The 2,534-nt window shown below is 71.7% G+C and carries 1 protein-coding gene and 1 pseudogene; both read right to left on the bottom strand.

All coding sequences use genetic code 11. The annotated features are described in order from the left end of the window. The coding region (locus ACWCO3_RS33825) for a hypothetical protein (RefSeq protein ID WP_450014019.1) at positions 1-759 on the bottom strand (759 nt) is incomplete at its 3' end. A gap of 159 nt (positions 760-918) precedes the next feature. Then, positions 919-2,466: pseudogene (locus tag ACWCO3_RS33820) on the bottom strand (CocE/NonD family hydrolase); the annotation flags it as partial. Positions 2,467-2,534 lie beyond the last annotated feature (68 nt).

Genomic DNA, 2,534 nt, shown 5'->3' with positions numbered 1-2,534 from the left:
CGCCTCGTCGGTGAAGTCCTTCGCGGCCAGTGCGTTCAGCTTGTTCTGCAGGTCGGTGAGCTGCGCCGTCATCGCCCGCAGGTTCCAGTTGCCGGTCACCGCGATACCGGTCTCGTCCCGACCCTCCGCGATCCGGGTGTAGATCTGTCCGATCGGGTTGCGGCCGTCCAGCACGGTGAGGTTCTTGTGGACGGTGGCCAGCCAGTTGTGCTCTTGAGGGGTCATGTCGTCGTCCTCCAGTAGTCCGATGGAGCTGAGGTAGCGGCGGAACAATGGCCGCTGGTCGCGACCCGCCTTGATCGCGTCACGAAAGAAACTGAAGTGGGTGTGCCAGCGGTGCGAGCTGTCGCCGGTGGTGCGCTTGCCGAGGCGGTCCCACCGCTTCACGGTGGAGCCGTCGGGGCTGTAGATGATTTCGCGGATGTCCCGGGTGTCGGCCGCGTTCGCGGCGCACTGCGCCACGCACCAGACCGAGAAGCTGGGCAGGGTGTTCGAACGGCCCCCGGAGCGGACGTCGAACTGGCCGACGTCGAGCGCCGACGCGTCGAGAGTCAGGCCGGCCCGGTCCCGGGGTGACTCGACCACCGAGTAGTCGTTGGGGACGACCCGGTCCGAGCCGCAGTGGTAGCCACCCCGGTGGGACGGGTCGCCGACGATGCCGACCTCCGCCGGATCCAGGTCGTCCGGGCCGGGGGCATTGTCGAGGTGCGTGAGGAGCAGACTTCGAACGGCCAACAGATTAGCCGGGGCCCGGGTCATGGGGTCCCCCTCTCAACTGGGGCGGGGACCGGGCACGACATCACACCGCGTACGCGGTGCTGGGCTTCGGGCGAGCCCGGTCTGCTGGTGCACGGCGCCGGGCGTTGACTCAACCATAGCCCGCATTTGCCGTGAATGCCCAGCTCAGACGGGCTCTGTTCAGATTGGAGGTTGCGCCGGGGCAGAGTGGACGATCGGCAACAGCAGTGCCGAGGGGTGCTCTGGGTCGTGCAGAACCTGCCGCCAGCCGGCACGCAGCGTAACCGCCGTACCGAGAGGTTCACCGGTGCCGGGGTTACGCGCCCAGCGCGGGTGGGCGCCGCCGGAGACCTGCACCCGCAGTCGGTGTCCGGCGGCGAACCGGTACGCGGTCGGCCAGAGCGACACCGGCACCCGCAGCACACCGTCGGGGTCGGCCGGAGAACGCTCCGGCGTGACCCGCACCAGACCGTCGCACACGTTCCACGAACGACCTCGACGGTCCACGTCGCACAGTCGAACGAAGACGTCCAGGTGCGGCAGCTCGGCGCGCACGTGGATCTCGGCGCGTACCGGGCCGATCACCTCGACCGGCCCGGTCAGCGGGGCGCTGGTGTAGGTCAGCACGTCCGGGCGGGCCTCGACCTGCCGGTTGTCCACCGGGCCTGCCCGCTGAGCGACGAGCAGCGGGCCACCCACCGACGGTGTCGGATCGGCCGGGTCGTACCGGAACTCGTCCGGCGTCGACGCGACCGGCGGGCGCACCGCCAGCTCACCACCCGGATGCAGGTGCCACGCGGTCTCCACCGCCGGGGGCGGCCAGTCCGGTAGGTCCCGCCAGCCGCCGCCGGGACCGGCCACGTACAGCCGTACCGCAGCGGACGCGTGGCGGTCCGGGCGTCGCTCTGCCGGCGGGGCGGCCGTGAGGTGCTCGTCGAGCCAGGCCAGCCCCTCGCGCAGGGCGGCCACGAACAGGCCGGGACTGCCGTGCGTCCACGGGCCGATCACCAGGCGCGGCTGCGCTCCGGTGGCGCGCAGCGTGGCGAAGTCGTCGAGCTGGGCGGGCAGGAAGATGTCGTGCCAGCCGCTGACCATGGCCACCGGCGCCCGCACCCGGGCCACCCGGTCGGCGAAGACCCGGGTCCGCCAGTAGACGGCGGCCGGATCGTGGTGGCGCAGCCACTCCTGAAAGAAGGGGATGGTCACACCGGTGGCCACCTGGTCGGCGTCGGCCAACGGCAGGTGTCGCAACGCGGCGACGAGCCGGGGTTGCCCACGCTTGAGCTCCCACTGCCGGGCCAGCCAGGGCACGGTCTGCGCGTGCAGCAACTCGGCCCAGGTCAGCACCGTGTCCAGGGCGAAGGACTCTCCTGCGTACGTCGAGTCCCGGGTGGCCGACGCGGTCACCACCGCGACCATCGCGCGCAGGTCCTCGTCGGCGTCGGCGGCGAGCGCCCACTGCGCGAAGCCCTGGTAGCTGACCCCGAACATGCCGAGCTGGCCGGCCCACCAGGGTTGGCGGCGCAGCCAGTCCAGGGTGTCCACTCCGTCGTCGCGCTCGTGGACGAGCGGGGCGAACGTGCCGCCGGAGCCGTCGGTGCCCCGGCAGGCCTGGATGACCGCGTGCCGGCCCCGGGCGGCGAGCAGCCGGCCGAGCAGCCGCAGTGGTCCGCCCCGCCCGTACGGGGTGCGGATCAGCACTGTCGGCGCGTCCCGGGCCGCCGTTGCAGGTCTGCACGTACCACTGCTGACCCTCGGGTGCCTCACGCTGGGGCACTGACAACTTGTAGTAGCAG

The organism is Micromonospora sp. NPDC002411 (assembly GCF_053592955.1).
Note: the sequence above shows the minus strand (reverse complement) of the source record. Positions and strands in the feature narration are given on the sequence as shown.